We start from the raw sequence: 24,024 nt of genomic DNA on the forward strand, positions 1-24,024 counted from the left end.
GGTCGCCATGTCGCTGATCAAGGAAACCGATTACGGCACGCCACAACCGAGCAGCGGAAAAACCGTCTCGCTCACCATTGATGGTCACCAAGTGACCGTGCCCGAAGGCACCTCGATCATGCGGGCGGCGATGATGGCCGGCATCGCGGTGCCGAAACTCTGCGCGACCGACAGCCTCAATGCGTTCGGCTCATGCCGGCTTTGCCTCGTCGAGATCGAGGGCCGCGCTGGCACCCCGGCCTCCTGCACGACGCCGGTCGCAGCCGGCATGGCGGTTGCGACGCAGACCGAGCGGCTGGCGAAAATCCGCCGTGGCGTCATGGAACTCTATATTTCCGACCATCCCCTCGATTGTCTCACCTGTGCTGCCAACGGCGATTGCGAATTGCAGGACATGGCCGGCGCCGTCGGTCTACGCGAAGTGCGTTACGGCTATGACGGCGCCAATCATTTCGCGGCGAGCAAAGACCTCTCCAATCCGTATTTCGCCTTCGATCCGGCCAAGTGCATCGTCTGCTCGCGTTGTGTGCGCGCCTGCGAGGAAGTGCAGGGCACGTTCGCGCTGACCATCGCCGGGCGCGGCTTCGCGTCCAAGGTCGCGACCGGCGGGGCCGATTTCCTCTCCTCCGAGTGCGTCTCCTGCGGCGCCTGCGTGCAGGCCTGCCCGACCGCGACGCTGATCGAGAAATCGGTGATCGAGATCGGCCAGCCGGAGCATTCCGTCGTCACCACCTGCGCCTATTGCGGCGTTGGCTGTAACTTCAAGGCCGAGATGCGCGGCGAAGAGGTGGTGCGCATGGTGCCATACAAAGACGGCAAGGCCAATCACGGGCATTCCTGCGTCAAGGGGCGCTTTGCCTTCGGCTATGCGACCCATCGCGAGCGCATTCTCAGGCCGATGATCCGCGAAAAAATCACCGATCCCTGGCGCGAGGTGAGCTGGGAGGAAGCGATCGCCCACAGCGCCGCCGAATTCAAGCGGATTCAGGCGCGCTACGGTAAGGATGCGGTTGGCGGCATCACCTCATCGCGTTGCACCAACGAGGAGACCTATCTCGTCCAGCAATTGGTCCGCGCCGGTTTCGGCAACAACAATGTCGATACTTGCGCCCGCGTCTGTCATTCCCCGACCGGCTATGGCTTGAAAGCGACCTTCGGCACCTCGGCGGGGACGCAGGATTTCGACTCGGTCGATGACAGCGACGTCATTCTGGTGATTGGCGCCAACCCGACGGACGCGCACCCGGTCTTCGCCTCGCGCATGAAGCGGCGTTTGCGCGCCGGCGCCAAGCTGATCGTCATCGATCCGCGCCGCATCGATCTCGTCCGCTCTCCGCATATTGCAGCAACCCATCATCTGCCGCTCCGCCCCGGCACCAATGTCGCGATGGTCAACGCGCTCGCCCATGTCGTCGTCACCGAGGGGTTGGTGAACGAAGCGTTCGTGCGCGCGTATTGCGAGTGGGATGCATTCCAGGACTGGGCGGACTTCATTGCCCGCCCGGAGAACAGCCCCGAGGCGGTGGCGCAAGTATCTGGCGTGCCCGCCGATCAGATCCGCGCCGCGGCACGGCTTTATGCGACCGGCGGCAATGCCGCGATCTATTACGGCCTTGGCGTCACCGAACACAGCCAGGGTACGACGACGGTGATCGCGATCGCCAATCTCGCGATGGCGACGGGCAATATCGGCCGCCGGGGCGTCGGCGTGAACCCGCTGCGTGGCCAGAACAATGTCCAGGGCTCGTGCGACATGGGGAGTTTTCCGCACGAACTGCCCGGCTATCGCCACATTTCCGAACCCGCGACGCGCGCGATCTATGAGAAGGTCTGGAATGTTGCGCTTGACGCCGAGCCCGGCTTGCGCATTCCCAACATGATCGACGCGGCAATGGATGGCTCGTTCAAGGGGCTCTATATTCAGGGCGAAGACATCGTCCAGTCCGATCCCGACACGCATCACATGATCGCCGGGCTCTCGGCGATGGAATGTGTCGTGGTGCAGGATCTCTTCCTCAACGAGACCGCGAATTACGCCCATGTTTTCCTGCCGGGGTCGAGCTTCCTCGAAAAAGACGGCACCTTCACCAATGCCGAGCGCCGCATCAATCGCGTCCGCCGCGTGATGCGGCCGAAAAACGGCTATGCCGACTGGGAAATCACCCAGATGCTGGCGAACGCGCTCGGCTATCCGATGAAATATCGCGATCCTGCCGAAATCATGGACGAGATCGCCCGCACCACGCCGAGCTTCGCCGGCGTCTCCTTCGACCTGCTCGATCGCGTCGGCTCGGTGCAGTGGCCGTGCAACGAGGCGGCGCCGGAGGGCACACCGACCATGCATATCGGCGGCTTCGTGCGCGGCCAAGGCCATTTCATGATCACCGAATATGTCGCGACCGAGGAGAAAAGCGGGCCGCGCTTTCCGCTGCTCCTCACCACCGGACGCATTCTTTCGCAATACAATGTCGGCGCGCAGACACGGCGCACCGCCAATGTCGCCTGGCATGAGGAGGATCGGCTGGAAATCCACCCGCACGACGCCGAACAACGCGGCATCCGCGACGGCGATTGGGTGAAGCTCGAAAGCCGCGCCGGCGCGACGGCACTCCGCGCCCTGATCACCGACCGCGTCGCTCCGGGTGTCGTCTACACCACCTTCCACCACCCCGATACGCAAGCCAATGTGGTAACAACGGAGTTTTCCGACTGGGCGACCAACTGCCCGGAATACAAGGTCACGGCAGTGCAGGTCGCGCGCGCCAACGGGCCGACGGAATGGCAGGAAACCTATCGCCAGCACGCCGAACAGAGCCGGCGTATCCTGGCCGCGGAATGACGCTGCCGGCGCCGATCCTGACGGACACGCCACTCGTTTGGCGAGAGCATGGTGCGGCGCGCGGCCTGCGCCAGATTCCGGAGGAAACCGCGGTCGCGCTCACCTATGGCCGCGCGACCTACGCGGTGATGATGGCAACCCCGGCTGATCTCGAAGATTTCGCTTGGGGGTTTACCCGCAATGAAGGGCTGATCACCGCGGCGGACGAAATCACTGCTTGCGACATCGTCGCCCGTGAGATCGATGGCGAGGCCGCGATCGAGCTGCGCCTCGATCTTACGGGGGTACGCGAGGCGGCGCTCTGGCGGCGCCAGCGGCGGCTTCTCGGGGCAACCGGCTGCGGCCTCTGTGGCATGGAAAGCTTGGAAGCGGCGCTAGCACCTCTGCCGGCGATCGTAAGCAACCTCAAGTTCGACGCCGGGACGCTGGCCGCCGCGATGGCGGGGCTCGGCGCCCGTCAGACGCTGAACCAGCAAACGCACGCGCTCCACGCCGCGGCATTTTTCGCCCCTGGCCGCGGCATCGTCGCGGTGCGCGAGGATGTCGGGCGGCACAACGCGCTCGACAAGCTCGCCGGTGCCCTGCTCCGCGCCGGTATCGCGCCGGCGCCTGGCGCCGTCTTGCTGACCTCGCGGGTCTCGGTCGAGATGGTGCAGAAAGTGGCGCGGATGGGATGCGCCATCGTACTCGCGGTTTCCGCCCCGACCGGGCTTGCCATCCGTCGCGCCGAGCGCTGTGGCATCACCCTCGCCGCCATCGCCCGCGCCGACGGGTTCGAGATTTTCACCCATCCCGCGCGCATCGTCATCGAGAGAGAGGCCCATGTCGCCTGAAAACCATGTCGCCTGAAAAACTAACCATGATGGCGAATCAGATCAGCCGCTTTTTTGCCCATCTCGGCCCCGAGCGCGCGCCGCCGGAAATCGCCGACCATTTGCGCAAATTCTGGGATCCACGCATGCGGCGCGAAATCGTCGCCCATGTCGCGGCGGGCGGCGGCGGGCTCGATCCGCTGGCCGCGGCGGCGGTTGGACTGCTGGCGGAAGACGCCAAGGTTTCTTGAGTCTGCGTTTCATATCAGCGTAATATCGTTGCGCACGTCGAGACTGACATCGTCCTGGGAAACGGCCAAAGGAAGAAAAAACCATGTCGCGAGCAGACACCGCGCCCACTGGGGCAATGCCAGCGTCGGCTGGACTCCTTGATCGCGCGCGCATCGTTGCGCGCCCCGGCTTCAACCGCTGGCTGGTTCCTCCGGCCGCCGTTGCCATCCATCTCTGCATCGGCATGGCCTATGGTTTCAGCGTCTATTGGCTGCCGCTGTCGCGCGCTCTCGGCGGCGCCAAACCGATCGCTTGCACCGCCGGAACCGGACTCTTCTCGGTGCTCTTGGCTAGCAACTGCGACTGGGCAGTATCCGATCTGGTTCTGACTTTTACCATCGCGATCGTCCTTCTCGGCGCCTCCGCGGCGATCTGGGGCGGCTGGCTGGAGCGCGCCGGGCCGCGCAAGGCCGGGTTCGTTGCCGCGCTCTGCTGGGGCGGCGGCTATCTCATCGCCGCGGCGGGGGTTTTCGTGCATCAACTCTGGCTGATCTGGCTTGGCCTTGGGCTGATCGGCGGTGTTGGTCTCGGGCTTGGCTATATCTCCCCGGTCTCGACGCTGATCAAATGGTTCCCCGATCGCCGCGGCATGGCGACCGGCATGGCGATCATGGGATTTGGCGGCGGCGCGATGATCGGCGCCCCGCTCGCCAATAGCCTGATCGCGAGTTTTCCCGCAACCGCCGGGCAAAACGTTGCGCTCACCTTCGCGGTGACAGGGGTGATTTACTTCGTGGTGATGACGATCGGCGCCTTCGGCTATCGCGTGCCGCCCGAGAACTGGCAGCCGGAGGGCTGGACGCCGCCGACGGAGAGCGGCCGGCCGATGATCACCACCCGCCACGTCCATCTCCACATGGCGCCGCGCACGCCGCAATTCTGGCTGATCTGGGCGGTGCTCTGTCTCAATGTCAGTGCCGGCATCGGCATCCTCGCCATGGCCTCGCCGATGCTGCAGGAAATCTTCGCCGGAAAACTGATCGGCGCCCCGGATGTCGGCTTCACCGCGCTCGACGCCCACCAGCGCGCGGCGGTTGCCGCGATCGCCGCCGGTTTTGCCGGGCTGCTTTCGCTGTTCAACATCGCCGGGCGGTTTTTCTGGGCCTCGCTCTCCGATCGGCTGGGGCGGAAGAATACCTACACCACCTTCTTCATTCTCGGCATGATCGTCTATGCGAGCGCGCCTTCCGCCGCGCATATGGGCAGTAAGGCGCTTTTCGTCGCTTGCCTCTGCATCGCGCTCTCGATGTATGGCGGCGGTTTCGCGACCGTGCCTGCCTATCTCGCCGATATTTTTGGCACCAAATTCGTCGGCGCCATCCACGGCTTGATCCTCACCGCCTGGTCCACCGCCGGCGTCATCGGCCCGGTGCTGGTGAGCTATCTCCGCGACACCCAGATCAGCGCCGGCGTCGCGCGTTCGGCTGTCTATGACCGCACGCTCTATATCCTTGCCGGGCTGCTGTTTCTCGGCTTCATCGCCAACCTGCTGATCCGCCCGCTGGACGAAAAATGGTTCATGAAGGAAGAAGACGAAGCGCGCCGTGACCTCGCCGCCCATCCGGTGGCGAAGGTGGTCTCCGGCTCATACGGGATCGGGCGCGGCGGCTTCACCCCCGGCGCGCTGCTCGCCTGGCTCGCGATCGGCATCCCCCTCGCCTGGGGCATTTTCATCACCTTGAGCCACACCCTAGTGATGTTTCGGTGAGGGAGTAGAGAAAAGAAAAAGTTCTTTTTTGAAAAAAAGAACCAAAAAACTTTTGTCCTGAACGGGGGGGCGCGGGCGATTAGCTGCGATAGCTGCCGTTGATGTCGATATAGCCGTGGGTGAGGTCACAGGTCCACATCGTAGCCTTGCCCCGGCCGAGGCCGAGATCGACGGCGATCGCGATTTCCCGCCCGCGCATATGGGCGACAACCGGGGCTTCGTCGTAGCCGGGAACAATGGCGCCGTCGCGCGCCATCCAAACGCCGCCAACGGCAATCGAAAGACGGTCTCGGTCTGCCGGTTCCCCGGCTTTGCCGACCGCCATGACGATCCGCCCCCAATTCGCGTCCTCGCCGGCAACCGCGGTCTTGACCAGGGGCGAATCGGCGATCGCGCGGGCAATGCGCTTAGCGGAGCGCGCAGACACCGCGCCGGTGACATCGATGCGGATCAGTTTCTGCGCCCCTTCGCCATCGCGCACCACCTGAAGCGCGAGATCGTGCAACAGCTCGGCGAGGGCCGCCGAGAAATCGCGCAGCGCTACCCCACCGGTGGCGGGAACCGGGGCATGGCGGGCTTGGCCGGTCGCGAACAGCAAGACGGTATCCGAGGTCGAGGTGTCGGAATCGACGGTGATCGCATTGAAACTCCCGCTGATCCCGCGCGTGAGACATTTTTGCAGCGCCGGCGCCGGGATCTTGGCATCGGTAAACACGAAACAGAGCATCGTCGCCATGTCCGGCGCGATCATACCGCTGCCTTTGGCGATCCCGGTGATCCGCACCTCCGTCTCCCCGATCCGCGCGAGCCGCGTCGCCGCCTTGGGGAAAGTGTCGGTGGTCATGATGGCGCGAGCCGCGTCCGCCAGACAATCTTCGTGAAGATTGGCATACAGCGAGGGCAGCGCCGCTGTCAGACGCGCGACCGGCAGCACTTCGCCGATCACCCCGGTGGAGGCGAGAAACACGTGTCGGGCCGGACAGCCGATCAGCTTCGCCGCCGCCTCCGCGGTCGCGCGGGCAGCATCGCTCCCGGCGCGGCCGGTGAAAACATTGGCGTTGCCAGCATTGACGACGAGGCCGCGCGCCCGCCCCGCCGGTAGCAGCTTGCGGCACCACTCGACCGGCGCCCCAGGGCAGCGATTGCGGGTGAAAACGCCGGCAACCGTGGTCCCTGGCGCGAATTCCGCGACCAAAAGGTCATTGCGTCCCTGATAGCGGATGCCGGCCGCCGCGACGCCGAGCTTGACGCCGGCCAGCGGCGGCAAATCCGGCAGCGCCACCGCGAGCGGCGAAACCGGCGCGGAGCCCGCCATGCGCGCCGGCTACTGCGCCTTGCCGTCCGCGGCCGGCGGCGAGCCGGGCGGCTCCGCCTGGTCGGTCGCGCGCACCGGCGAGCCGTCGAGATTGAAACGCTCGATCTCAGCGCCTTTACGGGCTTCCTCGATCTCTTTCTGCACCGCATCCTGGATCGCCTTCTGGCGCAATTGGTCGCGCGCCTCGGCAAAGGTCGGCGGCGGCGCGGTGCGGCGCTCAATCACCTGGATCACGTGCCAGCCATAACGGGTATGAACGGGCTTCGTGGTGAACTGGCCGGGTTTGAGGGCAAAGGCGGCGTCGCTGAATTCGGGCAGCATATCGCTCTTTTTGAACCAGCCGAGATCGCCGCCATTGGCGCCAGCGGGGTCAGTGCTGTCCTTCTTGGCCAGTGCCGCGAAATCGGCGCCACCTTGCAATTCCTTGATCACATTGTCGGCCGCGGCCTCGGTCGGGACCAGGATGTGGCGCGCATGCACCTCCTCCTCGCCCGGCTTGCCGGCGATCTCCTTCTGATAGGCGGCCTGCAGCGCCTGGTCGGTGATCGCCGGCGCAACCGCGCGGTTAATCAACGCGTTCTGCAGCGCCATGTCGGCGGCATCATCCATCTCGCGCTTGACGATGGGATCGTTTTGCAGCTTCTCCTTGCGGGCGCGCTGTACCAGGAGATCGCGGTCGATGATCTGATCGATCAGGATCGGATAGAGCATGTTGGGCGGCATGTTGCGCAACTGCTCGGGAAGATTCTGGGCGAGGTTTTCGAGATCGCTCAGATGCTCCTCGCGCCCGTTCACCCGCGCGACCACCGGGTCTGGCTTGGCGGCGGGAACTGTGACGCCCGGCGGCACCGTCCCCGGTGGCGGCGTGGTCGCTTGCGCAAGAGCGAGGGAGAGAGGCAGGGCAACGCCGAGCGCGCTGCCCAGCATCAGAGTAGAAAACCGCGAAATCCGCATGGAAGTTCCCGTGACAAGGCGCCGGGCGTTGCCCGCCCGGCGGGTGTTGTTCAGCTCAGCGCCGCCTGGACCTTCCGCACGATTTCGGCGAAGGCGGGCGCGTCATCATAGGCGATCGCCGCCAGCACCTTGCGATCCATCTCGATGCCGGCGCGCTTCAGGCCGGCGATGAACTTCGAGTAGGTGAGACCATGTTCACGTACCGCGGCATTGATGCGCTGGATCCAGAGCGCGCGGAAGTCGCGCTTTTTAACCCGGCGGTCGCGATACGCATAGCGCAGAGCTTTCTCTAGCCGCTCCAGCGCGATGCGATAATTGGTCGAAGAGCGGCCGACATAGCCCTTCGCCTGATCGAGAACTTTCTTGTGCCGAGCGTGAGAGGTCACGCCGCGTTTCACACGTGCCATGGGTTATGTCTCCTCAGCCGAGCCCGTACGGCGCCCATTGCTTGACGGTCAACCCGTCCGCATGGGTAAGCACCTGGCTGCCACGGTTGCTGCGCTTGGCTTTCTGGCTGCGTGCCGAAAGATTATGTCGCTTCTTGCCCGGACCGGCGAGAACCTTGCCCGTCGCGGTGATCTTGAATCGTTTCTTGACCGAGGATTTGGTCTTCATCTTGGGCATTTCGCTCTCCTTTCCGAAAGGGGCACGCCGAGAAGGCGCGCAATCGCGGCCGGGCATGCCCTACTTCGCCCGGGCGCGCGAGATCAAGGGGCGCAGCTCTAGCAGCCGCTAGCACCTCTGGCAAGCCGCCCGCGGCCTGGTCTCTGAACAAAACGGCGGTCGCGCGCGGCGGCATGGCGGGCAAGCCGCGCGCGCCGACGTCAGGCGAGTTTGTGAGGGGCGGGCGTTTGCTGGGTCTTGCCGCTGGTAATGGCATGCCAGCGCACGAGGCGGATGCGGCCGGCCTGCAGCAGCCGCACCCGGAGCAGCCAGCGTTCCGCCTCGGCGACCAGGAGCTTGGCCCGGGCCAGCGACGGCCGCGCGCTGGCCATCGGGCGCACCAGGGCCCGCCATGCCTCGATGATCGTCTCGACATGCCGTTCGGAGACGTCCTCGGCCACCCGCACGTCGCAGCCCAACGTGCCGAGTATCTGCGTGATCTCGGCCTCGGTCGGAAGCGGCAAGGAGCGCGCCTCGAGCCGCGCCCAATCGGTGAAGCTGGCATCCGGCTGGTGATCGGGGGCGGTGACGAGATCGAGCAAAACGAGCTGACCACGCGGGCGGAGCGCCTGCGCCAACGCCGCCAGCACCGGCTTCGGCGCCACATCGGCGAGCGCGAACAGCGAGAGCGCATGATGGAACTGCGCCCGCGGTAAGTCGGGCTTGTCGGGCTGCCAGGGCGCTATCGAGACGCGCTTGCCGTGGCCGCTATGGCGGCAATGCTCGGTGGCGACCGTGACCAGAGCGGGATCAGCCTCGAAACCGCTGACCCAGGCGCCGAAGGCAGCGGTGACGGCGGTGACCGGGCCGCCGCTCCCGGCGCCGAGCAGCGCGACGCTGGAGGCTTCCGAGAGCCCGAGCGGGCGTGCAAGCCGCACCACCTCCTCGGCGCCGTCGGGAAACAGAAATCCCTCGCCGCAAAGGTCATGGCGCAGCGCGAGAAGCGGCGTCAGCCCGGGTTTGAGCGGCGGATCGGGCAAGCGATTGGGCTCATGCCGCGCCGACTCCTCGGCGGCGGGCGGCGGCGCGGAGAGCGCCGGTGGCACTGCCGCACGCCGGGCGCGGCCCAGCCAATGCCGCAGCGCCATGAAACTCATGATCCCAGTATTCCCCTCATTCTAGCGTCACAGAATGGCGCGATTTCGTGAATAAAGTCTTGCCGCCGCGCGGCCTCGACAGGTATCGGAGGATCGGGCAGATTTATCGCTCCACTCGCCAGTCCTGCCGCCGGGGACTGAAACAAACCGGGCACTCGCCCTATAATGAGGAAATTGTCATGTCCGCTCTCCACCGCCGCGCTCTGTTGCGCACCGGTCTTGCCCTCGCCGCAGCGCCGGCCCTGCTGCCCCGCCGGGCGCGGGCTGCGCGAAAATTCAAGATCGCCCTCTCGAACTCCTATATCGGCAACAAATGGCGCATCGAGATGGAGAATCTGTTCAAATCGGCGCTGCTGATGGAGCCCTTCGCCAGCGAGATCGAAGGGAGCTGGTTTAATTCCGGCAATGACGTCTCCAAGCAGTCGCAGCAATTCTCCAACCTGATCGCCGAGCGGGTGGACGCCATCGTGCTCAACGCCGCCTCCCCGACCGGGCTCAACGGCATCATCAAGCAGGCCACCGATCGCGGCATTCTCGTCGTATCCTTCGATAACGTCGTCACCGCGCCGAGCGCGCTGAAAGTGAATACCGACCAATTCGCGTTCGGCCGCATGGGGGCCGAGTTCGTGGCCAAGAAAATCGGCGGCAAGGGCAATGTGATCATGGTCACCGGCGTTGCCGGCACCCATGTCGACCTCGACCGCAACAAGGGCGCCGAAAGTGTTTGGGCGGAGCATCCCGATATCAAGGTGGTGAGCCGCTACACGGGCATGTGGGACAGCGCGACCGCCGAACGCAACACCGCCGCCGCGCTCCCCTCGCTGCCGCCGATCGACGGCATCTGGTGCCAGGGCGGAACGGACGGCGTCTTGAAGGCGTTCATCGCCGCCGGGCGCAAGCTGCCGCCGACCGCGGGCGAGGCGGAAAATGGCTTCCGCAAATTTCTCTCAGGCTATATGGGCCACCAAGTCGATGGCATTTCGATCGGCCAGCCGCCGTTTCTCTCGGTGATTTCGCTCGAACTCGCGCGCCGGGTGCTCAAGGGCGATTACCCGAAGAAGGACATCACCATCCCCTTCCCCTATGTCACCAGCGAGACGGTGAAAACCGGCGAGACGGTGTTCCCCGATCTTCCCGACAGTTTCTTCGCCGATTTCACCGATGCCGGCCCGCACGCGACCGTGAAGATCTGCGTCGATGCCGCGCTCGACGGCAAGGCCTGCGCAGGCCGCCTCGCGGTTGACCTCCCGGCGGCATGAACGACGCGAGCGCGCGCGACGACGCGGCCAGTCTGGAGGCGGTTTCGGTCAGCAAGAGCTTCGGCGGCGTGCAAGCGCTGAGCGAAGCCTCGCTCCGTGCCTTTCCCGGCGAGGTGCATGCGCTGGTCGGCGAAAACGGCGCCGGCAAATCGACGCTGATCAAGCTCCTCGGCGGGCGGCTGCGCGCCGATAGTGGCATCGTTCGCCTGCGCGGCGCAGCGGTTGCCCTGAAAACCCCTGACGCCGCGCATCGGCTTGGCTGCTGGACGGTATTTCAGGAGCTGACGCTGCTGCCCGCGATGAGTGTCGCCGAAAATCTGCTGCTGCGGCGCGAACCCCGCGGCGCCTTTGGCCTTACCAGCCAGCGCCGCCTGATGGCCGCGGCGGAGGCTTTGTTCGCGCGCTTTGGCATCCGCCAGATCGATCCCGGCGCGCTGGTCGAGGATCTGCCGCTCGCCGATCGCCAGGTGATCGAGATCGTCCGCGCGCTCTCGCACGATCCCGACATCCTACTGCTTGATGAGCCGACCTCGGCGCTGATGGAGCGTGAGACGGCGTGGCTGTTCGGCGAAGTGCGCCGGCTGCGTGACGCCGGGCGGACGATCCTCTTCACCTCCCATCGCTGGCACGAGATCGCCGCCATCGCCGACCGCATCACCGTTTTTCGCGGCGGCCGCGATGTCGGGAGCTTCACGACGCTTGACGAGGACGAGGCGGTGACGCTGATGACCGGCCAGCGTGTCGAAACGCTCTATCCGCCGCGCCCGACGGCGCCCGCCTCGGCGCCGGCGCTCACCGTCGAGGGGCTTGCCGGCGGGCGGCTTGTGTCCGCCTCTCTCAGCCTCCGACGCGGCGAAATTCTCGGGATCGGCGGGCTCGCAGGGCACGGGCATCGGGAATTGTTCCTGATGCTGTTTGGCGCGATGGCGCGCAAAGCGGGGCGGATCCTGCGCGAAGGGCAAGAGATTCGCCCGCGCTCGCCGCGCCAGGCGATCCGGGCCGGGATCGCGCTGGTGCCCGAGGACCGCAAGACCGAGGGGCTTTTGCTGCCACTGTCGGTGGACGACAATCTGATGCTCGCGGTGCTTGGGCGCGAAAGCCGCCTGGGTGTTCTGCGCCGACGGCGGCTGCGATCGCTGGCGGCGGCGATGGTGGCGCGGCTCAAGGTGCGTATGCCCGCGATCACGAGCCCGGTCGCCGCACTCTCGGGCGGCAATCAGCAGAAAATCCTGCTCGGGCGCTGGCTGCTCGCCGATTGCGCCGTCCTTTTGTTCTATGATGTCACGCGCGGCGTCGATGTTGCGACCAAGCATGAAATCTATGAGCTGATGACGGCGCTGGCCGGTGCTGGCCGCGCCATTCTCTATTATTCCTCGGATGCGGAAGAGCTGGCTCATCTTGCCCATCGCGTCCTGGTGCTGCGCGAAGGGCTTATCGCCGCTGAGCTTCCCGCAGAGAGCCTGACCGCCGAACGCATCGTCGCCGCGGCGATGCGCGAGCCGGCCGCCGCGTGATGGCGTCGCCGCGCCGCGCGCCGCTCTCGCAAGCCCTCGCCCGCCATCTCGGGCTGGCGCTGGTCGCGACCCTCCTCGTCATCGCGGTGATCGTCTATGCCGCGCTCTATCTCGCAACCCAAGGCCGCCTTCCCGGTGGGTTCGAACTCACCGCCAGTGTCAACAACACTATGCCGCTGGCGCTTGCCGCCCTGGCCCAGACCATGGTCGTTCTCACCCGCGGGCTCGATCTTTCGATCGGCGGGATCATCGATCTCAGCAATGCGTTGGCCGCGCTCTATCTCGGGACTACGGCGACGTCGATGATTGTGGCGTCGGCGCTGATCCTTCTCGCCGGCGCCGGGCTCGGCCTCATCAACGGCGCTCTCGTCGCTTATGGCCGCCTGCAGCCGATTCTGGTGACGCTGGCGACGCTCGCGATTTTTCAGGGGCTTGCGATCCGCGTCCTGCCGCAGCCGGGCGGCAGCGTGCCCGAGAGCTACACCGCGCTCCTCGTCAATACCGGCGCGCCCTATGCGCTGCTCTATGTGCTGGCGCTGATGCTGCTCTGGACCGTATTGCGCCGGAGCCAGGCCGGTATCGCGCTTCTCGCCATCGGCAATGACGAAGCGGCGGCGGCGGCGAACGGCATCGATCCGGTGGCAACCAAGCTCGTCGCCTACGCGCTGAGTGGCCTGATCGCCGCTGGCGCCGGGCTGTTTCTCGCCGCTTCGGCGACCGCCGGCGACGCCACCACCGGCAACGGCTACACCCTGACCTCGATCGTCGCGGTGGTGCTCGGCGGCGTTAGCCTGTTCGGCGGGCGGGGCAGCGGGATCGGCGCCATTCTCGGCGCCTTCGTCACCACGATGATCGTCAATATCCTGTTTTTCGCGCATATCGATCCGCTCTACCAATCCTTCTACGAGGGCGCGTTCCTGGTGATCGCGGTGGTGCTCGCCGAAGGCATTGGGCGGCTGGTGCGAAGGCGGCGGGTACAAACATGAGCGGCAGGGAAAGACGGCGGAGGGTGCCCATGCTTTCGCCGACGGGACGGCGGGTATTTTACGCCTATGCGGCGGCGGTGCTGCTGTTTCTGCTCGGCGGGCTGGTGCGGCCGGGCTTTATTCAGACGACGAACGTGCTCACCATCCTCACCGTCGCGATGTTCGTCGGCCTCGTCGCCGCTGGTCAGAGCTTCGTGATCCTCATCGGTGGCATCGATCTCTCCGTGCCCTGGGTCTTGAATGCCGCTGCGATCCTGCTGGCGACGAGTTCGGGCGGCGAAAACGCCCATGCAGCCACCGCCCTGGCCTTGACGCTTGGGATGGGAGCGCTGGTCGGGGTCGCGAACGGGATCGGGGTTGCCGTGCTCGGGGTGCCGGCGGTGGTGATGACGCTTGCGATGAACGGCATCATGGAGGGCCTGACGCTGGGTTTGAGCGGCGGCATGACCTGCGCCTCCTGCGCCGCCTACGCGCCGCCCTGGGTACAGGGGCTCGCGCATGGCAGCCTGCTCGGTGTGCCGGCGCCGCTCTGGCTCTGGCTTGCGGTGATCGGGCTGGTCTCGTTTCTGCTGCAAGCGACCGTGTTCGGCCGCGCGACCTATGCCATCGGCACCAATCTCCGCGCGAGCACGCTTGCCGGGCTCCGCGTCCGCGCAACCATCATCGGGCTCTACGGGCTTTCCGGGCTCACCGCCGCGCTCGCCGGGATCATGCTGGTCGGTTTCGGCGGCCAGGCCTCGCTCGGCATGGGCGAACCCTATCTTTTTCAGTCGATCGCGGCGGTGGTGATCGGCGGCGCCTCAATCCTCGGCGGGCGCGGGCATTATCTCGGCGCCGTCGCCGGCGCGATCTGTCTCGTCACCCTGGTCAGCGTGCTGCTCGCGATGAATATGGCCGAATATGGCCGGAGCATCATCTACGGCGTCATCATCCTCGTCCTCCTGCTCCTCTACGGCCGCGAGACGCGCGAGAGTTAAGGGCCAGCCCATCCCCCCTTTGCGATTTTTCGGGAACGACATGATGCAGCTCGGTTTCTTCACCATGCCCATCCATCCTCTGGACAAGGATTGGCGCCTGGCCCTCGCCGAGGATCGCGCGGCCTTCATGCTCGCCGACGAACTCGGGTTCCAGGAGGCCTATGTCGGCGAGCACGTAAGCGATCAGGCGGAGAATATCACGTCATCGACCTTGTTTCTCGCCTCCCTCGCCGGGGTGACGCGGCGGATCCGCCTCGGCACCGGGACGGTCAATCTCCCCAACCGCCATCCCGCCGCGGTCGCCGCCGAGATCGCGATGCTCGACCATCTGCTCGACGGGCGGCTCAATTTCGGCATCAGCCCGGGCGGGCTGCCGTCCGACTGGGAGGTGTTCGGGACGTTGACGGCCGACCGTAACGCGATGTTCCTCGAAGCGATCAACCACGTGCTCGCGATCTGGGAGCGCGACCCGCCCTATGAGATTGCCGGGACATACTGGACGATCTCGACCGCGCGCACGCTGATCGCCGAGATCGGCCAGGGCGTCATGCCGCGGCCGCTGCAACGCCCGCACCCGCCGATCATCGTCACCGCCGTCGCACCCCACTCAAAGGGCGTGACCGAGGCGGCGGCGCGCGGCTGGGATATGATTTCGGCGAATTTCCTGCTGCCGTGCTGGGTCGCGACGCACTGGCCACGCTTTGCCGAGGGCTGCGCCCGCATCGGCCGCACCGCCGATCCGGCCTCCTGGCGGGTCGCGAAAAGCGTCTTCGTCGCCGATGAGGCCGCAACCGCCCGCGCCTACGCAACCGAGGCCGCCAGCCCCTATCGTTTTTATTACGCGCAGATGCTGACCAAGATGCGGAGCGCTGGGCGGCTCAATCTGTTCAAGCCGGACCCGGCGATGGCGGATGACGCGGTAACACTTGATGACGTCTGCCGCCAACTCGTGATCCATGGCACGCCGGACCAGGTCGCCGATGAAATCCTCGTCTTTCGCGAGGAAACCGGCGATTTCGGCACCCTGCTCTATGCCGGGCATGACTGGCGGGATCCAGCGCTGGCGCGGCGCTCGATGGTGCTGATGGCGGAAAAAGTATTGCCGAAGATCAATGCCGCCAGCTCTTTGGGGGCAATCGGGGGATGAGTTTTTAGGGTTGGGCAATATTGAAATTTGCAAGGCATGGGCGGCCTGAGCGGGAAACCCTGGCAAAACCGTTGGCGCGTTGCACGTTCGTCGCGATCGTCGGTCTCGCCCTTTCGTGCCGGCGATCATGCGTCTGAGGTCGAGGAGAGAATGCCGCCGAAGCGGGATGCCGCTCGGCACGCCTCGTCGTTTTGTCCGGGGATCCTGGCACAGACCCCGCTTGACCGGCCAAGCATCGTTCTTTAGGCACTCTCTCGCTGTCCCGTTCGTCTAGAGGCCTAGGACACCAGCCTTTCACGTTGGTAACACGGGTTCGAATCCCGTACGGGACGCCAACTCGGCACATTATTAACCGGTTATTATACGCCGCCTGCGGCGGCTTGTCAATGGCGGAGCAAAACCCAAGATCCGCGGTCGGGTTTTAGATTGCGTTGGCGCGTTGGTCTGACGGGCGTTTTTCGGCTCGTTTTGGACAGCCCCGGCGCTGCCGGTCCCGCCGGCGGGGCGTTGCGACTGGTTTTGGTCGCCGACGCCGCTATTTTCGCGCATTTCGGACGCCGCTCTGCCGTCGATACGGCTGATGTCCGCTCGGTCGAACGCGCTGCCGTCATGAGGTTTCGGGGACGGCGCCTCCTTCGGCCAGGATCCGCGCTCAACGCTCGCGGATCGTCACAAAGATTGCCAACGCCTCGCCGCTGATCTTCGAGAACACGTGCCGGCCATGGCGGATGATCTTGCCCGCCGTCTGAAACAAACGCCACCGCACGGTCTCTCCCTGCGCGCGCTCCCAGCCATCGCCGAGCGCGCTGGCGCGAAAGCCAAGATAAAGATTATAGGTCAGCACACCGATGGAAAAAACACGGCGTTGGCTTCGCATGTCCCACACGGCATGGAGTCCATGCCGAAGCCGATCTTCAGCGCCTTGATGCGGTTCTCGCTGGCCTCGCCACGCTGGTTATACCATGCCAGCGTCGCTTGCGCGTCTTCATCGGCGCGGGTTACTGGCGATGGCGTGATAGCGCCAGGGCGAGCGGTCCGCGAACAGGTCCGGCGTCTGCGCGCCGCGTGACGATCAGGCGGAATGCCGTCTTCGTCTTGTTCATGCCATGGACGGTCTCGGCGATCTCGCCGTCGCGACACGCCTTCCACGCATGCACGGGAATGGCGGTCATCGCCGCTTTCACCGCAGCGTCCTGATCGGCGCCGATCGCGAACTGTTTGCCGCTCGCGTCGCACCAGTTGAAAATCTCCGCCTGATAGGCCGCGCTGTCGGCGCGCTCCGCGACGATCTACATCGCGTCGATGTCAAGCATATACCCGGTGCGATCGTCCTGGTGCAGCAAGCGACGAGAAAGGCTTCGGTTCATCCGTTGCAGACCAGCCCGCCACTGCCTTGCCCGCCCTGGTGACGCAGCCAGTCGCCGGTCGCGTCACCGCTCGGCATTTGCACAAGCTGCAGCAAAGCGCGCAGGCCCTTGTCCTTGCGCAGGACACGCAAATCCTCCAGCCTCCGCCCGCCGCCGGCAAGCATCAGGATCAGCGGCAAGCCATGAACCGAAGGCGCGTATCCCGCCGCGCTGCCGGGGGCTGGCAACTCATGGTCAATCAGCGCGGCAGCCCGCTTCGTCCGCAGAGACTCGCCAAACACCGCCAATCCGCCCCGCGCCGTCAACGTCTCGTCCGTCGCCGCCAATTTGAACGGCAACACTGTCTGAAATGCCCCATCGCACCCACCAGATGAACGATCCTCAAACGTCAATCGCGCCGTTCTCCATAAAAAACAATGGCTTTTTCAAGCCGTAGATCGCTTTATCGCGGAATTCGGGTTCCGCTTCCATGTTGCAACCAATTCTGGAATACGTTAGCATCGCAAGGGCCTAAGAAAAATCAGCGGCTCAAATAAGACCTCGCGGGTGAGGCAAAACGGGGAAACGTGGTGACCGAAGCTGAGAGAATCCCCCGCGGGAAAAGCGGGCACCGCCAACGCGCAGCCGCCGGACAGCGCGCGGCGGGGGGCTTGTTTCGTCCTAGCCAGCAGACGATCGTCTTCGCTCTTTTCTTGGTTTTATTCCTTATCTTCTCGCTATTGCTGCACGGCTTCCTCACCCCCGACAATATGCTGACGCTTTTGCAAAACGTCGCGGTGCTCGGCATTCTTGGGCTTGGGATGGCGGTGGTTGTGATCGGCCGCGGCATCGATTTGTCGCTCATCGCCGCGCTCGCGGTCCCGCCCGGTCTCGTTTTACAGATGGTGCAGAATGGGCATACGCTCTCTCTCGCCCTGATCGCTGCTTTCGCGCTTGGCCTTGCGCTCGGTCTTGTCAACGGATGGCTGATCGCATACGCAGAAGTGCCGTCGCTGTTTGCGACATTGGCGAGCGGATTGTTTCTCGCGGGTCTCGGACAAGCGGCTCTCTTCAAGCTCGATGTCGTGCAATGGAGCCCCGGGATGAACGCCTTGACCACCCTCGGCCAGGGAAGGGTCGCGGGCGTGCCAGTGCCGATCGTCATGTTCGGCCTCGCGGCGATCGTGCTTGCGCTGTTTCTCCGACAAACCCGATTGGGCACCTTTGTCTATGCCATCGGCGACAACCCGAATGCCGCGCGTATCGCCGGGCTTCCCTCGCGGCCAGTCGTCGTTTTGCAATATGTCATGGCATCACTCGTCGGTGTGTTCGCCGGCATTGTTCTCGCCGCATCCGTCAACAGCATGCCAACGAGGATCTATAACTCGACCCTAATCTATGACGTCATCCTAGTCGTCGTTCTCGGCGGCATTGGTCTTTCCGGTGGGCGCGGCGGGATCGTAAACGTGATCATCGGAACATTGCTGATCGGCACCATGTTGAACGCGATGACGATCATGGATCTCTCTTATTCCGCACAGAACTTGATCAAGGGTCTCGTGCTTCTGATCGCCATCATGACCGACTCCTTGCTCAACCCCCGCAACGAGGAGACGGCGCAGCAAGGCGATATCTGAGAAAGCGAAAATTCGACATTGGCACACCAAGGGAGGACGCCATGACTGGGCTTATGAAAAAAATAGTGCCGGCGATCGCCGGTTTCGGCATGCTGGCGTCGGTGGGAAACTTGCCGGCAAACGCGCAACAAGGGTTGGATGAACCATTCCAGGCGCAGTTCACCAAGGCGTTGGCGGGCAAAGTCGTCGCCTATGTGCCAGTTGCGATGAATTTCGATCTCACCGAGGGATGGTTCGCTGGCGTAAAGCAGCAACTGGCGCCCTATGGCGTGAAGGTCGAGGTGCGCGACCCCAACTGGAGCACCAATGCCGGTGCACAGGCCGTCACCACCCTGATTTCCGAAAAGCCCGCGGTGATGATCATTCATAATCCTGACGTGCAGACTTATGCGAAATTGCTGCAAAGGGCGGAGAAAGAAGGGATCTACGTCATCCAGATCAACATGGGATCCGCCTATCGCAGCACCGCTTTCGTGGGCGCCAACTGGATCGAGATCGGTGAGCGTGACACAGAAGCGGTTGTCGAGGCTTGCCACGGAAAATCGAATAAGATCGCGATCGTCCAGGGCGCGCTCTCGGCGGCGGCCAGCGCTTATACGCTGAAGGGCGTCGAAAATATCCTCGCCAAGCATCCTGAAATTCAGGTTGTCTCCAGCCAGGCCGCCGATTGGGACGCGGCCAAAGCCAAGGCGATCACGCAAACCGTTCTCAAGCAGCACCCAGATATCTGTGGCATCGTCGGTTTCTGGGATGGGATGGATATCGGCACCGCAGCGGCGGTGAAAGAAGCTGGGCTGACGGGAAAGCTCTATCTCGCGACATCGGGCGGCGGCGAGACGCGCGGCGCCTGTGATCAGGTCAAGTCTGGCGCTTTCGATCTCGATATGAGCTATGACGTTCCGACGCAAGCATCCGATATGGCGGCGATGATCAAATGGCTACTCGATTCGGGAATGAAACCGGGCGAAGTCAAAAGCTCGATCTATACAACGCTGATCCCGATCACGAAAGCCAATGCCGACGCGCCTGGGACATGCTGGAGCCTCAGTGCAATGCAAAATAGATCGTGAGATGGGGCGCCGGTGATCGCCGCCGGCGCAGCCTATTTCTCATTTTCCTCCGCAGTGTACGGAAAATATCATGAGCGAAAGCCTTATTCGTCTGCGCTATCGTCTTTGGCCAGATCATTTGGTAGGCGAAATTCTTTCCAAACGATGGACCGAAACCGCCATTCCCGCCCTCGTGCTGATCATCGTCGCGGTCGCGCTCAGCAGAGCCATACCGGGCTTTCTCTCCGCGGCAGGCCTCGCCGACACAGCGCGCCAGGCTTGCGAGATCGGGTTTTGCGTTCTAGGCATGTCTCTGGTGATCATCGTTGGCGGCATCGATCTTTCGATCGGTTCTATGTTTGCACTTACTGATTTTTGTGCGCTTTACTGTCTCGACGTTCTCAACTGGCCGGTTTGGGGCGTGATTCCGGCAACACTGGTTGCGGGTGCGCTGCTCGGCGCAGTCAATGGCGTGTTGATCGGATATTTTCGTCTTCGCGCTTTCATCACGACGTTGATTACACTGATCGTCTATCGCGCTGCCTATGATCTTTTGATATTCGGACATTCCAATCAGATCGCAGCAGCGTTTCCCGATATTCCGAGCTGGAACTTCCTTGGCGGTGGCGGGATTTTCGGCATCCCGAGCATCGTTTTGGTCTACGCCGCGATCGCGCTATTCGGCCATGTGTTTCTGACCCGACTTCGGCCAGGATGGCACATCGTTGCCATCGGCGGGTCTCGGCGTTCGGCGTTCAACTCCGGCATCCCTGTCCGCCGCACGATCGCGTTATGCTATATTGCCAGTGGGCTCCTCACCGCGCTCGGAGCTCTATTTTTCGCCGCGCGTCTTGGCACCGTGGGAGGCGATATCGGCGTCGGTCTGGAGGTCACGGTGCTTACCGCGGCGATCCTCGGCGGTATCAGCCTCGGTGGCGGCAAGGGTTCGGTGGCCAAGGCTATGATCGGCACCTTGATCGTGCTCCTGATCACGAACGGCCTTACCACACTTTCGGCGCCGGGCGGAGTCAACCGCATGGTATTGGCGGCGATCCTCCTGATCGCCGCAATGATCGATATCCGTTGGGTAAAAAACCGCACGCGCATCATTAGCAAGGTTTACGTGAGCCCAACCTATCATGCGATGCCGCCGATCCCGTCGACCACAGCAGACAACGGCACGCCACTCGCGTTGAATGACCGGTTGCGTGATGTGAGCGAGATCGCTGTCGGCCGCATCGAGGCGCCAGAAGACATCATTCTCGACGGAGAGGATAATCTTTACGCGGGATCACGGCACGGCGACATTATTCGGTTTTTCCCGCCCGATTACGAGCGTATGGAAGTTTACGCGCATATCGGCGGCCAGCCGCTCGGCATGGCGTTCGATCGCGCAGGCGCGCTCTATGCGTGTATCGGTGGCATGGGACTTTATCGCGTCACACGAAGCCACCGAGTGGAAAAAGCAACAGACGAGACCAATCGCAGCCTGCGATCGGTCAATGACGATAGCCGGCTTCGTCTCGCCGATGATCTCGATATTGCAGATGACGGGCGGGTGTTTTTCTCCGAGGCGACCGTGCGTTATGAAATGGATGAATGGCCGGTGGATGGTTTGGAAGCACGTGGCAACGGCCGTATCATTTGTTACGATCCTCGCAATGGCACGACACGCACCGTTCTGCGCGGGCTGAAATTTCCGAACGGCGTTTCCATCGCCAACAATCGACAATCCATTCTATTTGCGGAAACTTGGGGCTGTACGGTAAAGCGCTATTGGTTCGCGGGACCAAAGGCAGGGCGGGTAGAAACCGTCCTTGAGAATCTCCCGGGCTATCCCGACAACATAAATCCGGCGTCAGATGGAAATTATTGGCTTGCGTTGGTTGGCATGCGCTGCCCGGCTCTCGATCTTGCCTGGCGCATGCCTGGCTTTCGACGCCGCATGGCCAAGCGCCTGCCTATCGATGAATGGCTCTTTCCTAATATCAACACGGGCTGTGTTATCAAATTTGATGAACAGGGCCGGATTCTTGAGTCGCTCTGGGATCTTGGCGGCGTCAACCACCCCATGATCACCTCGATGCGAGAGCATCGCGGGTATTTATATCTCGGGGGTATCATGAATAACCGAATCGGGCGCTATCGCTTGCCGAATGCGGATCCCGATTTCGTCCAATATGATCGACGATGGAGAACGGCGGCATGATCCGCACGCTGCGACATCTGAGCGATCAACTATTTGGGCGCGGCGATGCGGCAACCACGATCCCACCCTTCGATGGTCCGCTGAAACCAAACCAGATTCTAGAGGCCGCGCCGATTGTGCTGTCTCTTGAGGGCGCAGAGGATCTCGCAAGCGACGGCGAAGAACTTTACGTCGCCGCTGGATCGCGCGTTTTTCGCCTTGCGGTCAACGAGTTTCTTGAAATAGCCCATTTCGAGGCGCCCATTACCGCGCTTTGCTGTGTTGCGGAAAAATCACTGGCGGTCGCGATCGCGGGCAGGGAAATCAGAATCCTGGGCGGGATACATGATGGCAAATCCTGGAGAGAGGCTGCTGGTCGCCCGTTCATGTCGGTTAATGCCATTGCTCGGGACGCCGATGGTCGCGGCGTGTTAGTGACCGAGGGTTCGCGCTCGCATCGCTATGAGGATTGGTGTCATGATTTGATGGCGCGTGGAACGAGCGGGCGCGCGTTTTCAATCGATTTCAAAACCGGCGATACGCGCGGGATCACGGAGGGCCTTTCTTATGCGTTTGGCATTTGCACGTCAAACAGTGCGATTTGGGTGAGCGAGAGTTGGGCGCATCGCCTGATGGCTTATAAAGTTGCGGGGGATGCCACTCCGATCTTGGAAAATCTGCCGGTTTACCCATCGCGTCTAAGTCCGGCTGCGGGCGGCGGGTTTTGGCTAACCGCGTTCCTTGCGCGAACGCAGCTCGTCGAATTCGTGCTCCGTGAGCCTCGCTATCGCGAACGCATGATGCGTGAGATCGAGCCGCAATTTTGGATCGCGCCAAGGCTAACTTCAGGCCACTCTTATCTTGAGCCGATGCAGGGCGCGCATATCAAGACTATGGGAATCCTGAAACCATGGGCACCGCCGAGGTCTTACGGTCTCATTATCCGCTTGACGGAGGATGGATTGCCTATCTATTCATTGCACAGCCGTGCTGGTGGCACCCACCACGGCGTCACCAGCGTCGTAGAATGTGGAGAATTTCTCTATGTCTTAGCAAAAGGCGACAGTAAGATCCTCGCGCTGTCGCTCGCTTCGATCGAGCAGGAGTTTCCAAGATGAAGGCACCGATCGTGGAGTTGCGGCGTGCCACGGTTAAATATGGCGGTGTTCCCGCTATCGATGAGGTGGATTTTTTGCTCTCGGAGGGGGAGATTCATGCGCTCGTTGGGGAAAATGGTGCGGGCAAATCGACAATGACGAAGGTGATGGCGGGCGTCGTCAGCCTCACCTCGGGGGAAATGCTGATCGAGGGCCGGCCAGCGTCGCCACGTTCGCCACTCGAGGCACGTCATCTTGGCGTCGCCATGGTGTTTCAAGAAAATAGCCTGGTCCCGACGATGACGGTCGCGCAAAACCTGTTTCTTGGCCAGGAGAAATTTTATAATCGCCAGCGTGGCATCTATATTGCAGCTCAGCAATTCCTGCAGTCGCTCAACTTCGATGTGGCGCCGACGACTACGGTTGGTTTGCTTGGGGCGGCCAAAAAACAAATGGTGGAGATTGCGCGTGCCGTCCTACATAAGGCAAAAATAATCATCTTTGATGAGCCGACGGCGACGCTCACGCCGGAGGAAAAAAAATATTTCTTTGATTTGGTTCTAGAACTAAAACGCCGAGCGGTTTCAGTAATCTTTATCTCTCATGCGCTTGAAGAGGCGCTTACAATTTCCGATCGCATTACGATTTTGCGGGACGGGCGACACGTGATAACCGACGAGACGCATCATTTCGACCGCGCGCGTATCGTCCAGGCGATGGTGGGACGAGATTTGTCGCAGACTCTCTATGGCATGCGCAAGCAAACGGCGCGGCGCAGCGGGCGCCGGGTTGTCTCGGTTCAAAATCTGCGCATGGCGCCAATGGTAAAAAACACGTCACTTTCGATTTTTGCCGGGCAAATCACGGGCGTTTTCGGTCTGGTGGGGGCTGGGCGCACGGAGATCTTCAAGATCGTGGCCGGCGTACTCAAGCGCGATTTGTTCCATGGTGGGGACGTCTTGCTGCAGGGGCGGCGTGTGCGTTACCGCGTGCCGGCCCCGGCGGTGCGCGATGGCATCGTCTATGTCACGGAAGATCGCAAAGTCGAAGGTTTTTTCGAGACGATGTCGATTGCACGCAATATTTATATCGGCTGGCTCGCGCGCCTGGGGCGGCGGAGATGGCGGGTTTCGCGACGTGAGGCG

At 63.1% G+C, this 24,024-nt stretch carries 19 protein-coding genes, 1 tRNA gene and 1 pseudogene; 15 read left to right on the forward strand and 6 right to left on the reverse strand.

The genetic code is table 11. From position 1 onward, the window contains the following. Nucleotides 1-7: 7 nt before the first annotated feature. The 4 genes from fdhF (at nucleotide 8) to ACP5M5_RS08035 (ending at nucleotide 5,650) form a co-directional block, all read left to right on the forward strand. Nucleotides 8-2,839, forward strand: a complete 2,832-nt coding sequence (gene fdhF / locus ACP5M5_RS08020; RefSeq protein WP_427936603.1) for a formate dehydrogenase subunit alpha — start codon at nucleotides 8-10, stop codon at nucleotides 2,837-2,839. Beyond that, complete coding sequence (gene fdhD / locus ACP5M5_RS08025; RefSeq protein WP_427936604.1) at nucleotides 2,836-3,672, forward strand: formate dehydrogenase accessory sulfurtransferase FdhD; 837 nt, start codon at nucleotides 2,836-2,838, stop codon at nucleotides 3,670-3,672. Before fdhF ends, fdhD begins: the two co-directional genes overlap by 4 nt. 26 nt (nucleotides 3,673-3,698) lie before the next feature. Further along, on the forward strand, nucleotides 3,699-3,902 hold the full coding sequence (locus ACP5M5_RS08030; protein WP_274964977.1) for a formate dehydrogenase subunit delta: 204 nt from the start codon (nucleotides 3,699-3,701) through the stop codon (nucleotides 3,900-3,902). An 83-nt stretch (nucleotides 3,903-3,985) separates the two neighbouring features. Continuing rightward, entirely contained in the window at nucleotides 3,986-5,650 is a 1,665-nt protein-coding gene (locus ACP5M5_RS08035; RefSeq protein ID WP_427936605.1) for an OFA family MFS transporter, read from the forward strand. Nucleotides 5,651-5,729: 79 nt separating this feature from the next. Here ACP5M5_RS08035 and argJ read toward each other — a convergent pair whose 3' ends face one another. From argJ to ACP5M5_RS08060, 5 genes are all read right to left on the reverse strand, one after another. Then, the gene (gene argJ, locus ACP5M5_RS08040; protein ID WP_427936606.1) at nucleotides 5,730-6,965 is read right to left on the reverse strand and encodes a bifunctional glutamate N-acetyltransferase/amino-acid acetyltransferase ArgJ; all 1,236 of its coding nucleotides are present in this window, start codon (nucleotides 6,963-6,965) and stop codon (nucleotides 5,730-5,732) included. A gap of 9 nt (nucleotides 6,966-6,974) precedes the next feature. Continuing rightward, nucleotides 6,975-7,892, reverse strand: a complete 918-nt coding sequence (locus ACP5M5_RS08045; RefSeq protein ID WP_427936607.1) for a peptidylprolyl isomerase — start codon at nucleotides 7,890-7,892, stop codon at nucleotides 6,975-6,977. A 77-nt stretch (nucleotides 7,893-7,969) separates the two neighbouring features. Next, nucleotides 7,970-8,326, reverse strand: a complete 357-nt coding sequence (rplT, locus tag ACP5M5_RS08050) for a 50S ribosomal protein L20 (RefSeq protein ID WP_274964973.1) — start codon at nucleotides 8,324-8,326, stop codon at nucleotides 7,970-7,972. A 13-nt stretch (nucleotides 8,327-8,339) separates the two neighbouring features. Next, nucleotides 8,340-8,543 (reverse strand): 50S ribosomal protein L35, encoded by a 204-nt coding sequence (gene rpmI, locus ACP5M5_RS08055; RefSeq protein WP_114913697.1) that lies wholly within the window; start codon nucleotides 8,541-8,543, stop codon nucleotides 8,340-8,342. 200 nt (nucleotides 8,544-8,743) lie between these two features. Beyond that, the gene (locus tag ACP5M5_RS08060) at nucleotides 8,744-9,679 is read right to left on the reverse strand and encodes a class I SAM-dependent methyltransferase (protein ID WP_427936608.1); all 936 of its coding nucleotides are present in this window, start codon (nucleotides 9,677-9,679) and stop codon (nucleotides 8,744-8,746) included. 179 nt (nucleotides 9,680-9,858) lie between these two features. Here ACP5M5_RS08060 and ACP5M5_RS08065 point away from each other — a divergent pair, with 179 nt between their 5' ends. The 6 genes from ACP5M5_RS08065 (at nucleotide 9,859) to ACP5M5_RS08090 (ending at nucleotide 15,897) form a co-directional block, all read left to right on the forward strand. Continuing rightward, nucleotides 9,859-10,938, forward strand: coding sequence for a sugar ABC transporter substrate-binding protein (locus ACP5M5_RS08065; RefSeq protein ID WP_114911495.1), 1,080 nt, complete (start codon nucleotides 9,859-9,861; stop codon nucleotides 10,936-10,938). After that, nucleotides 10,935-12,452, forward strand: coding sequence for a sugar ABC transporter ATP-binding protein (locus ACP5M5_RS08070; protein WP_427936609.1), 1,518 nt, complete (start codon nucleotides 10,935-10,937; stop codon nucleotides 12,450-12,452). Before ACP5M5_RS08065 ends, ACP5M5_RS08070 begins: the two co-directional genes overlap by 4 nt. Next, nucleotides 12,452-13,438: an ABC transporter permease gene (locus ACP5M5_RS08075; RefSeq protein ID WP_427936610.1), complete on the forward strand. Its 987-nt coding sequence runs from the start codon at nucleotides 12,452-12,454 to the stop codon at nucleotides 13,436-13,438. The genes ACP5M5_RS08070 and ACP5M5_RS08075 overlap by 1 nt, the downstream gene beginning before the upstream one ends. A gap of 29 nt (nucleotides 13,439-13,467) precedes the next feature. Beyond that, nucleotides 13,468-14,415, forward strand: a complete 948-nt coding sequence (locus tag ACP5M5_RS08080) for an ABC transporter permease (protein ID WP_427936611.1) — start codon at nucleotides 13,468-13,470, stop codon at nucleotides 14,413-14,415. A gap of 40 nt (nucleotides 14,416-14,455) precedes the next feature. After that, on the forward strand, nucleotides 14,456-15,562 hold the full coding sequence (locus ACP5M5_RS08085; protein ID WP_427936612.1) for an LLM class flavin-dependent oxidoreductase: 1,107 nt from the start codon (nucleotides 14,456-14,458) through the stop codon (nucleotides 15,560-15,562). Nucleotides 15,563-15,821: 259 nt separating this feature from the next. Beyond that, nucleotides 15,822-15,897, forward strand: a tRNA-Glu gene (locus ACP5M5_RS08090). Between the two features lie 317 nt (nucleotides 15,898-16,214). Here ACP5M5_RS08090 and ACP5M5_RS08095 read toward each other — a convergent pair. Then, nucleotides 16,215-17,321 (reverse strand): annotated as a pseudogene (locus ACP5M5_RS08095) (transposase). 258 nt (nucleotides 17,322-17,579) lie between these two features. Between ACP5M5_RS08095 and ACP5M5_RS08100 the strand changes: the two are divergent. The 5 genes from ACP5M5_RS08100 to ACP5M5_RS08120 all read left to right on the forward strand — a co-directional run. Then, a complete protein-coding gene (locus ACP5M5_RS08100; RefSeq protein WP_427936613.1) occupies nucleotides 17,580-18,545 on the forward strand; it encodes an ABC transporter permease in 966 nt (321 codons plus the stop codon). Between the two features lie 41 nt (nucleotides 18,546-18,586). Continuing rightward, nucleotides 18,587-19,615, forward strand: coding sequence for a sugar ABC transporter substrate-binding protein (locus ACP5M5_RS08105; RefSeq protein ID WP_427936614.1), 1,029 nt, complete (start codon nucleotides 18,587-18,589; stop codon nucleotides 19,613-19,615). 70 nt (nucleotides 19,616-19,685) lie between these two features. Next, nucleotides 19,686-21,803 carry an ABC transporter permease gene (locus tag ACP5M5_RS08110; RefSeq protein WP_427936615.1) on the forward strand — a complete coding sequence of 706 codons (2,118 nt, stop codon included), beginning with the start codon at nucleotides 19,686-19,688 and terminating at the stop codon, nucleotides 21,801-21,803. Continuing rightward, nucleotides 21,800-22,900 (forward strand): hypothetical protein, encoded by a 1,101-nt coding sequence (locus ACP5M5_RS08115; protein ID WP_427936616.1) that lies wholly within the window; start codon nucleotides 21,800-21,802, stop codon nucleotides 22,898-22,900. The genes ACP5M5_RS08110 and ACP5M5_RS08115 overlap by 4 nt, the downstream gene beginning before the upstream one ends. Further along, nucleotides 22,897-24,024: sugar ABC transporter ATP-binding protein (locus ACP5M5_RS08120; protein WP_427936617.1), on the forward strand; the 1,128-nt coding region annotated here is incomplete at its 3' end. The genes ACP5M5_RS08115 and ACP5M5_RS08120, both read left to right, overlap by 4 nt.

The sequence above is a fragment of the Acidibrevibacterium sp. genome (assembly GCF_049965395.1).
Taxonomy (GTDB): domain Bacteria; phylum Pseudomonadota; class Alphaproteobacteria; order Acetobacterales; family Acetobacteraceae; genus Acidibrevibacterium; species Acidibrevibacterium fodinaquatile.

Excerpts from the sequence above, each read along its gene's own strand:
- ACP5M5_RS08065 (WP_114911495.1), top strand. The coding sequence starts at position 9,859 with ATGTCCGCTCTCCACCGCCGCGCTCTGTTGCGCACCGGTCTTGCCCTC.
- ACP5M5_RS08105 (WP_427936614.1), top strand. The coding sequence starts at position 18,587 with ATGACTGGGCTTATGAAAAAAATAGTGCCGGCGATCGCCGGTTTCGGC.
- ACP5M5_RS08080 (WP_427936611.1), top strand. The coding sequence starts at position 13,468 with ATGCTTTCGCCGACGGGACGGCGGGTATTTTACGCCTATGCGGCGGCG.
- ACP5M5_RS08115 (WP_427936616.1), top strand. The coding sequence starts at position 21,800 with ATGATCCGCACGCTGCGACATCTGAGCGATCAACTATTTGGGCGCGGC.
- ACP5M5_RS08085 (WP_427936612.1), top strand. The coding sequence starts at position 14,456 with ATGATGCAGCTCGGTTTCTTCACCATGCCCATCCATCCTCTGGACAAG.
- ACP5M5_RS08070 (WP_427936609.1), top strand. The coding sequence starts at position 10,935 with ATGAACGACGCGAGCGCGCGCGACGACGCGGCCAGTCTGGAGGCGGTT.
- ACP5M5_RS08030 (WP_274964977.1), top strand. The coding sequence starts at position 3,699 with ATGATGGCGAATCAGATCAGCCGCTTTTTTGCCCATCTCGGCCCCGAG.
- fdhD (WP_427936604.1), top strand. The coding sequence starts at position 2,836 with ATGACGCTGCCGGCGCCGATCCTGACGGACACGCCACTCGTTTGGCGA.
- ACP5M5_RS08110 (WP_427936615.1), top strand. The coding sequence starts at position 19,686 with ATGAGCGAAAGCCTTATTCGTCTGCGCTATCGTCTTTGGCCAGATCAT.
- rplT (WP_274964973.1), bottom strand. The coding sequence starts at position 8,326 with ATGGCACGTGTGAAACGCGGCGTGACCTCTCACGCTCGGCACAAGAAA.
- fdhF (WP_427936603.1), top strand. The coding sequence starts at position 8 with ATGTCGCTGATCAAGGAAACCGATTACGGCACGCCACAACCGAGCAGC.
- rpmI (WP_114913697.1), bottom strand. The coding sequence starts at position 8,543 with ATGCCCAAGATGAAGACCAAATCCTCGGTCAAGAAACGATTCAAGATC.
- argJ (WP_427936606.1), bottom strand. The coding sequence starts at position 6,965 with ATGGCGGGCTCCGCGCCGGTTTCGCCGCTCGCGGTGGCGCTGCCGGAT.
- ACP5M5_RS08045 (WP_427936607.1), bottom strand. The coding sequence starts at position 7,892 with ATGCTGGGCAGCGCGCTCGGCGTTGCCCTGCCTCTCTCCCTCGCTCTT.
- ACP5M5_RS08075 (WP_427936610.1), top strand. The coding sequence starts at position 12,452 with ATGGCGTCGCCGCGCCGCGCGCCGCTCTCGCAAGCCCTCGCCCGCCAT.
- ACP5M5_RS08035 (WP_427936605.1), top strand. The coding sequence starts at position 3,986 with ATGTCGCGAGCAGACACCGCGCCCACTGGGGCAATGCCAGCGTCGGCT.
- ACP5M5_RS08060 (WP_427936608.1), bottom strand. The coding sequence starts at position 9,679 with ATGAGTTTCATGGCGCTGCGGCATTGGCTGGGCCGCGCCCGGCGTGCG.